Source organism: Thiocapsa sp. UBA6158, assembly GCF_002423035.1.
Classification (GTDB): domain Bacteria; phylum Pseudomonadota; class Gammaproteobacteria; order Chromatiales; family Chromatiaceae; genus Thiocapsa.
The window spans coordinates 74,397-80,880 of sequence record NZ_DIUM01000008.1; the positions used below are offsets into that span (position 1 = coordinate 74,397).

At 65.4% G+C, this 6,484-nt stretch carries 5 protein-coding genes and 1 pseudogene; 5 read left to right on the forward strand and 1 reads right to left on the reverse strand.

What is annotated here, in order from left to right; genetic code table 11:
* Window positions 1–11: 11 nt before the first annotated feature.
* Both accA and tilS read left to right on the forward strand, forming a co-directional pair.
* Window positions 12–986: an acetyl-CoA carboxylase carboxyl transferase subunit alpha gene (gene accA, locus B4N44_RS01625; protein ID WP_296696156.1), complete on the forward strand. Its 975-nt coding sequence runs from the start codon at window positions 12–14 to the stop codon at window positions 984–986.
* Between the two features lie 4 nt (window positions 987–990).
* A complete protein-coding gene (gene tilS, locus B4N44_RS01630; RefSeq protein WP_296696158.1) occupies window positions 991–2,346 on the forward strand; it encodes a tRNA lysidine(34) synthetase TilS in 1,356 nt (451 codons plus the stop codon).
* Between the two features lie 223 nt (window positions 2,347–2,569).
* On the opposite strand, the gene trxA is transcribed toward tilS, so the two are convergent.
* Window positions 2,570–3,430, reverse strand: coding sequence for a thioredoxin (trxA, locus tag B4N44_RS01635; RefSeq protein WP_296696161.1), 861 nt, complete (start codon window positions 3,428–3,430; stop codon window positions 2,570–2,572).
* A gap of 125 nt (window positions 3,431–3,555) precedes the next feature.
* Between trxA and trxC the strand changes: the two genes are divergently transcribed.
* The 3 genes and pseudogenes from trxC to carB form a co-directional block, all read left to right on the forward strand.
* Window positions 3,556–3,990 (forward strand): thioredoxin TrxC, encoded by a 435-nt coding sequence (gene trxC, locus B4N44_RS01640; RefSeq protein WP_296696165.1) that lies wholly within the window; start codon window positions 3,556–3,558, stop codon window positions 3,988–3,990.
* Between the two features lie 254 nt (window positions 3,991–4,244).
* Complete coding sequence (carA, locus tag B4N44_RS01645) at window positions 4,245–5,390, forward strand: glutamine-hydrolyzing carbamoyl-phosphate synthase small subunit (protein ID WP_296696168.1); 1,146 nt, start codon at window positions 4,245–4,247, stop codon at window positions 5,388–5,390.
* A 207-nt stretch (window positions 5,391–5,597) separates the two neighbouring features.
* A pseudogene (gene carB, locus B4N44_RS01650) lies at window positions 5,598–6,484 on the forward strand (carbamoyl phosphate synthase large subunit); the annotation flags it as partial.

A 6,484-nucleotide genomic window follows, 5' to 3' on the forward strand; every position in this document is an offset into this window, starting at 1 on the left:
ATCCTGTGGTTATGGACCTGAACTTTCTCGACTTCGAACAGCCCATCGCAGAGCTCGAGGCCAAGATCGAAGAGCTGCGGCTCGTCCGCTTCGACAACGAGCTGAACATCCAAGAAGAGATCGAGCGGCTTCATATCAAGTGTGTCGCGCTGACCGACTCCATCTTCTCCGCGCTCACTCCTTGGCAGATCTCGCAGCTCTCGCGGCATCCGCAGCGCCCCTATCTGCTGGACTACGTGCGGCGGATCTTCGACGAGTTCCACGAGCTGCACGGGGATCGGGCCTTTGCGGACGACCCCGCCATCGTCGGCGGGTTGGCCCGGATCGAAGGTCGGCCTGTGATGGTGATCGGTCATCAGAAGGGCCGCGACACCAAGGAGAAGATCCTGCGCAACTTCGGGATGCCGCGTCCCGAAGGCTATCGCAAGGCGTTGCGTCTGATGGAGATGGCGGAGCGCTTCAGTCTGCCGATCCTGACCTTCATCGATACGCCGGGCGCCTATCCGGGTGTCGGTGCCGAGGAGCGCGGCCAGAGCGAGGCGATCGCGCGCAACCTGCGCGAGATGTCCAGGCTGCGCACGCCGATCCTCTGCACGGTCGTCGGCGAGGGCGGCTCGGGCGGCGCGCTGGCCATCGGCGTCGGCGACTGGTTGGGTATGTTGCAGTTCAGTACCTATTCCGTGATCTCGCCCGAGGGCTGTGCCTCCATCCTCTGGAAGAGCGCCGAGAAGGCCCAGCTCGCCGCCGAGGCGATGGCCATCACCTCGGACAAGCTCCTCGAGCAGGGTCTGATCGATCAGATCATCAAGGAGCCGCTCGGCGGCGCACACCGCAACCCGGAGGCGACCGCCGCCTCGATCAAAGCAGCGCTCCTGACCCGTCTCGACGAGCTGTGCGGGACCGATCCGGATGTGCTGATCGCCGCGCGCTACAAGCGCCTGATGGGCTACGGCAAGTTCAAGGACGAACGTCCGGCGCCGCGGTGAGGCCATGACCGGGCGCGTCCCGGAGCACGTGGCCGAGGCGCTGCGCCGACTCGGCCCGTGCGGCGACGGCTGGGTCGCCTTCAGCGGCGGAACCGATTCGACTGCTTTGCTTCACGCGGCCGCCACCCGAGCTGATCACCCGCCCGGCACACTGCGGGCCATTCACATCGACCACGGTCTTCACCCCGACTCTCTTGGTTGGGCCGAACACTGTCGGCGCATCTGCGACGCCCTCGGCGTCCCTCTCGTGGTGCGCCGTCTGAATCTCAAACCCATCCACGGAGCGAGTCTCGAGGCGACGGCGCGCGAGGCACGCTATTGCGCCCTCGCCGACGTGCTGCGACCGGGCGATCTCATGCTGACGGCACACAATCAGGACGATCAGGCCGAGACGCTGCTGCTCGCACTCTTGCGCGGGAGCGGGGTTCACGGGTTGGCGGCGATGCCGCGGGAGGCGGGTCTCGGGCGAGGCCGTCTGGTGCGGCCCCTGCTGGATGTCCCGAGGGCGGTGTTGGAGCAGTATGTCCGCTCCTTCGGGCTGTCGTGGATCGAGGATCCGAGCAACGCATCGCTGCTGATGGACCGCAATTATCTGCGCAACAGCGTCCTCCCCTTGCTGCGCTTGCGCTGGCCGGGACTCTCCGTGACCCTCGCGCGCAGTGCGGGGCATTGTGCCGAGGCGGCGCAACTGGTCGATGGTGTGGCGGCAGAGCTCCTGGAGGCGTGCGCCGGCGGGCATCCGGGTACGCTCGGCATCCGGGCGCTCGGGTCGCTGGAACTCCCGCACCGCAAGGCCATATTGCGACTGTGGCTGCGTCGACGCGGATTCGTGCTGCCCGACACGCGTCATCTCGCGCGCATCCTCGACGAGGTCCTTCCGGCCCGTGCGGATGCCGATCCGCTGGTCGCCTGGTCGGGCTGCGAGGTGCGTCGCTATCGTGACGACCTCTTCGCCCTTGCTCCCTTGCCGCCGCCGCCCGGTGCATCGAGGATCCCTCGTGCGCCGGGCGGGATGCCTCCAGTGCTCGAGCTTCCGGCCGGGCTCGGATGGCTGCAATGGGAGGATGTCAGCGACGGCTCGGAGCCGGCTCCGACGGTGCGTTTCGGCGCGACCGGCCAGAGCTGCCGACCGAGCCTGATGTCCCGCCGGCGCACCCTCAAGAACCTCTTTCAGGAAGCCGGCATCCCGCGCTGGTTGCGTCCCTACGTCCCCTTGGTGTTTTCGGGAGACATCCTGATTGCCGTCGCCGGCGTGTGCGGATGCCGCGACGCGTCCCGGGGCCCGGCCACGTCTGATGTACCGCAATGGCGCGGCCATCCTTGGGAAGACCTCGCTCTATTTCGAAATCGAGCCGAATGACCCCGCGACCGACGCCACTGAAGGTGATGTCGCAGAATGGGCATCACGATTTCACATGTCTGGAAGACCTGCGGTGATGTGGAATCGAATTCATTCGCCCCTACACGCCGGCGGATCCTTTCTCGAAAATCATCTAAAAATCCGGAGTCGCGTCGCTCAAAGGCCATTGTCGCGCGCAAGGCCGAAAGCACCTCGGACCCGAGAGGATCGCTCGAGACGCGACTCAGTAAAGCGCATTCATCATCTTGGCGCGATACCCGGCGACCAGGTCGCCGCCGCCGAGCAGATCGAAGACCGCCAGCATCCCTTTGCGTGCGGCGTCTTCCTGAAAGGCGCGGTCGCGTTTCATGAGGGTCAGAAGATTCTCCAGCGCCGACGCATAATCACCGCGCATGACCTGGTGTGCGGCAAGCTGGTAGCGGGCCAGGCTGTCCTTGGGGTCATCCGAGAGTTGCGCGATCAGGTCCGATTCCGATGGAGCGTCTTCGAGTGCCGTCGCGAACCGCAGCTGTCCACGCAGCGCCAAGACCTCGGGCTCGCCTGCAAGCTCGATCGGGAGCTTGTCGAGCGCCGCCTGCGCCTCGGCAAGCTCGCCCCGAGCCGCCAAGAGTTGAAGCTCGGCGAGCGCCAGGCGGGCGTTCTCCGGATCCGCCTCTCGTGCCCGATCGATCAGGGTCCGGGCGCCGTCGAGATCGCCCGCGACCAGCAGCCCCTGCGCCTGTGCCAAAAGCCCGTCGGAGGCACGCGGGATGTGTTGGTCGATGAATTCGCGGATCTGACCCTCGGGAAGGGCGCCCATGAACTGATCCACGGGTCGCCCGGACTTGAACAACTGCACCGTCGGGAGGCTGCGGATACCGAACTCGGCGGCCAACGCCTGTTGCTCTTCGGTGTTGACCTTAGCCAGAATGAAGCGCCCGCGGTACTCGGCGGCCAGATTGGCGAGGATGGGCATCAGCATGCGGCAGGGCGCACACCAGTCGGCCCAGAAATCGACGAGGACGGGACGCTCGAACGAGCCCTCCACGACGACCGCCTGAAAATTCTCCGCCGTGACGGTCACAATGTACGGTGAATCGGCCATGATCGGGACACTCCATAAAGACGGATCGGATGGCGTGGATCTAACCGTCGAACATAGCTGTCGGATGAGGTCGATTCAAGCCGATCGAGCCGGGTCTCCGGAAACAACCGCAAGGAGTCATCGCTATGTCCGAATCACTTCACGTTGTCTGCCCCGCCTGCGACGCGGTCAATCGGGTCCCTCGGGAGCGTCTCGGTGCCGCCGCGAAATGCGGCAAGTGTCACGGTCCGCTGTTTCTCGGCCAGCCGCTCGCGCTGGACGAGTTGCGCTTTGCGCGTCATCTCTCGCGCAGCGATCTGCCGCTTTTGGTGGATTTCTGGGCACCCTGGTGCGGACCCTGCCGGATGATGGCGCCGGCCTTCGAGGCCGCCGCTGCTCGGCTCGAGCCGAACCTGCGTCTGGTGAAGGTCAACACCGAGGAGGCGCAGGCGCTAGGTGCGCGTTACGGCATCCGCAGCATCCCGACACTGGCGCTGTTTCGTGGGGGTGCGGAGGTTGCGCGCACGGCCGGCGCGATGGACATGAACGGGATCATCGCTTGGGCACGGCAGGCGCTCTAAACCGCGTCCGAGACGCAGGTCTCGCTTCGGGCTTGGCTGCCGGCAGAACTTCGGGTTTCGCCCCGACTCCGCGGTGTCCCGCCCTTCCATAAAGTCACCGGCGATCGTCACGGTGCACATGGACACTCGAGCGCGGCTTCTTTAGAATTCCGGCGGGTCAGGGCGGTGCCCGTGTGCCCGCCCAAGCGTCATTGCGCCGTCGCCCTCGTTTGCGTCTCGGCCCTTGCACGCCCCCGCCCGGACCGGAGAAACCCTTGATAAAACCCGCGGTACTCGTGCTGGAGGACGGCTCCGTCTTCCGGGGAACGTCGATCGGCGCCGATGGATCGAGCGTCGGCGAGGTGGTGTTCAACACCGCCATGTCCGGATATCAGGAGATCCTCACCGATCCCTCGTATCTGCGCCAGCTCGTCACCCTGACCTACCCCCACATCGGCAATGTCGGGACCAACCCGGAGGACGAGGAGTCCGACCGCGTTCAGGCCGCCGGCCTCATCATCCGCGACCTGCCGATCCTGCCCAGCAACTTCCGCATGACCGAGCGTCTCGACGCCTATCTGCGGCGCCAGGGCATCGTCGGCATCGCCGATATCGATACCCGACGGTTAACCCGTCTGCTGCGCGAGAAGGGCGCCCAGAACGGCTGTCTTCAGGCCGGCGACGGGATCGACGAGGCGGTGGCTCTGCGCGCCGCACAGGGTTTTCCGGGCCTTAAGGGCATGGATCTGGCGAAAGAGGTCTCGACGTCCGAGACCTACCCCTGGACCCAGGGCGTCTGGGAACTGGGCGAGGGCCATCCCGAGTCCATTCATCCGGTCGGCGATCGTCTGCCCTTGCATGTCGTCGCCTACGACTACGGCATCAAGCGCAACATCCTGCGGATGCTGGCCGCGCGCGGCTGTCATGTCACGGTCGTCCCTGCGCACATGCCCGCGATGACGGTACTGGGTCTGAAGCCGGACGGGGTGTTTCTCTCCAACGGTCCGGGCGATCCGGAGCCCTGTGATTATGCGATCGAGGCGATCCGCGAGCTGCTCGACACCGACATGCCGCTCTTCGGCATCTGTCTCGGCCACCAGCTGCTGGGTCTCGCCTGCGGCGCGCGCACGCTGAAGATGAAGTTCGGCCATCACGGCGCCAATCATCCGGTGCAGGATCTCGCCACGGGCGAGGTCATGATCAGCAGCCAGAACCACGGCTTCGCGGTCGACGAGGAGAGTCTGCCCCCGACGGTCGAGGCCACCCATCGCTCCTTGTTCGACGGCAGTCTGCAGGGCATCCGGCATCGGGATCGCCCCGCATTCGGATTTCAGGGTCATCCCGAGGCCAGTCCGGGGCCCCATGATCTCGCACCGCTCTTCGATCGTTTCATCGAGCTCATGCGCGCCCGCAAGGCCTAAACCGCGCCCGGAGCGAGATGCTGATTCTCGAGTGTGTTCGACGCTTGGCGCATCCACGGCCGTTAGCGGGGACGCGGTCTAAAATGATCTGTTTTCTAATCGTTTAAACCGCGCCGGCTCCAGCGCTCGTCAAGTCTGCCGGAGCCGACCCCATCCAAAAACATCGCATACCGCGCTCGGCGCGGTTTAACCGGCGAATGAATCCCCATGCCTAAGCGTACCGACATCTCCAGCATCCTGATCATCGGCTCCGGGCCGATCGTGATCGGTCAGGCGTGCGAGTTTGACTACTCCGGCGCGCAAGCCTGCAAGGCGCTGCGCGAGGAGGGTTACCGGGTCATCCTGGTGAACTCCAATCCCGCCACCATCATGACCGACCCCGAAATGGCGGATGCCACTTATATTGAGCCGGTCACTTGGCGCGCGGTCTCGGCCATCATCGAGCGCGAGCGCCCGGATGCGCTGCTGCCGACCATGGGCGGCCAGACGGCGCTGAACTGCGCACTCGACTTGGTGCGCGAGGGCGTGCTCGAGCGCTTTGGTGTGGAGCTGATCGGCGCCTCGCGCGAGGCGATCGACAAGGCCGAGGACCGCGATCTCTTTCGCAAGGCGATGCGCAAGATCGGGCTGGACATGCCCCGCTCGGCGATTGCCCACAGTCTGGAAGAGGCGATCCAGGTTCAGGCCTCGATCGGCTTCCCGACGATCATTCGGCCCTCCTTTACCATGGGCGGCAGCGGCGGCGGTATCGCCTACAACCAGGAAGAGTTCGAGGAGATCTGTCGGCGCGGTCTGGATCTCTCCCCGACCAAGGAGCTCCTGATCGAGGAGTCGGCGCTGGGCTGGAAGGAGTTCGAGATGGAGGTGGTCCGCGATCGCGCGGACAACTGCATCATCATCTNNGATCATGCGCGATGCCTCGATCGCGGTGTTGCGCGAGATCGGGGTGGATACGGGCGGGTCGAACGTGCAGTTCGCGATCAACCCGGCCGACGGTCGGATGATCATCATCGAGATGAACCCGCGGGTGTCGCGCTCCTCGGCGCTCGCCTCCAAGGCGACCGGGTTTCCGATCGCCAAGGTCGCGGCCAAGC